This window comes from Solirhodobacter olei (assembly GCF_004010155.1).
In the GTDB taxonomy this organism is placed as follows: domain Bacteria; phylum Pseudomonadota; class Alphaproteobacteria; order Rhodobacterales; family Rhodobacteraceae; genus Solirhodobacter; species Solirhodobacter olei.
Map to the genome: position 1 here is coordinate 1 of NZ_RRYH01000083.1, position 1,759 is coordinate 1,759.

General features: G+C 67.0%; 1 protein-coding gene. It reads left to right on the forward strand.

Going from position 1 to position 1,759, the window contains the following annotated elements; genetic code table 11:
- Window positions 1-102: 102 nt before the first annotated feature.
- Window positions 103-1,521 carry an IS1380 family transposase gene (locus tag EIP85_RS22555; RefSeq protein ID WP_127904444.1) on the forward strand — a complete coding sequence of 473 codons (1,419 nt, stop codon included), beginning with the start codon at window positions 103-105 and terminating at the stop codon, window positions 1,519-1,521.
- Window positions 1,522-1,759: the final 238 nt, after the last annotated feature.

The following is a 1,759-nucleotide window of genomic DNA, read 5'->3' on the forward strand; positions in this document are numbered from 1 at the left end:
CCCGCCATATTCGCGCAAATCTGAGGGAAAGGTTGCGTGCGCCTGAAAGCGCTTTAGAATCAAGTTGCTACACAGAACCCACCAGCAACTTCGGACGCACGCATGGGTGAAACGCTACAGCCAGTCTCACCGCGGTTCAACCGTTCCCTTCGGATCGAAAGCCGGGCCGATCGTCTGACCGGCGATCCAGGGGCGATCCTGCTGCGGGAGGTGCTCGAAGGCAGCGGGATCGTCGACTGGATGGCGGCCCGAATGGTCGACCCCCGCCGCCAGGAAGACGTGACCCACGATCTCGCCTCGCTCTTGCGCACCAGTATTCTGCTGGCCGCCCAAGGATGGCGCGATCAGGATGATGCCGATGCTCTGCGCCATGATCCGGCCTTCCGGCTGGCCACGAAATCGGCGGCAGGTGTGACGCCTTTGTCTGGGCCGGGGCTCGCGTCGCAGCCGACCCTGTCGCGCGTCACCGCGGCGCTGGCCGCCCCGACCAACCTGCAGGTGCTGCACGCGGCGGTGCTCGAGCTGGCCGGGCGCGGCATCCGGGCAGAACGGGGTGGCCAGCGCGCCAAGTGTCTCACGCTCGACGTCGATAGCGCACCGCTCGAAGTCCATGGCCACCAGCCCAAGGCCGAGTGGAATGGCCACTACGCGGCCCGGATCTATCACCCGCTCATCACCTCGATCGCCGAGACCGGCGACATGCTCGATGCCCGGCTCCGGCCGGGCAATGTCGGCACCGCGGACGGCGCGCTCGATGTCATTCTCGATGTGGTGGACCGGGCGCAGAAGAGCCTGTGCGAGGTGGCGATGGTGCGCATCGATGCCGGCTTTCCCTCGGCGGCGCTGCTGGCCGGGCTGGAAGCCCGCAAGATCGACTATGTCTCCCGCCTGCGCAGCAACACGGTGCTGGAGCGGGCGGCGGAACCTTACCTCAAGCGCCCACCGGGGCGCAGACCGCTGGAGCCGCGGATGTGGCTGCACGAGTTGCGCTATCAGGCCGACAGCTGGGACAAGCCGCGCCGGGTAATCTTGGTTGTGAAGGAACGCGAGGGCGACCTGCTCTTCGATCACTTCTTCCTCGTCACTTCGCGTCCCTGGACCGAGCAGGCGCGCAGCGAGGTCCTGGCGCATTACCGCGAACGCGGCAAAGCCGAAGGCCATATGGGCGAATTAAAGGACGTGCTGGCGCCTGCGCTGTCGTCGACCAACCGGGCGAAATCGCATTGGCGCGGGCGCAAGCCGAAAGCGGTGACGCCCGCCGTCGATGCCTTCGCCTGCAACGAGGTCCGCCTGCTGATCGCCTGTCTCGCCTACGAAGTGATGCACATCGCCCGCCGCGCGATGGCTCGCGCCACCGGCACCGGCTGGAGCCTGCGTCGGCTCCGGGAACGGGTGCTGCGCGCCGGCGCCCGGCTCACCGTCTCCGCCCGGCGAATGACCCTCGCTCTCTCTGCCGCCGCCGCCCCATTCTGGGCGGCGATCTGGCCGCAGATCACCGCGCTCCACTGGGCAGATCCGTAGCCCACCGCCGGTGGCCCATGAATTTGATCACCAAAACGCCCTGGGGCGGCCCGTCAGGCTGTGCCAAAGCCGCTGAAATACTGCTTCCGAACCGCCAAAGGACGCCGCCTGACCGCTCGTAAGCTCCATCGCCCAGGAACCGGCCGCCAGTCACCAAAATCAGGTTCATCGGCCGCTCTCGAAACCCCTCATCGAGCCCTCAAGAGCCCAAGAGACGCGGGCCGGTGAATATCGTGGG

Coding starts and splice junctions, on each gene's coding strand:
- EIP85_RS22555 (WP_127904444.1), top strand. CDS start 103: ATGGGTGAAACGCTACAGCCAGTCTCACCGCGGTTCAACCGTTCCCTT.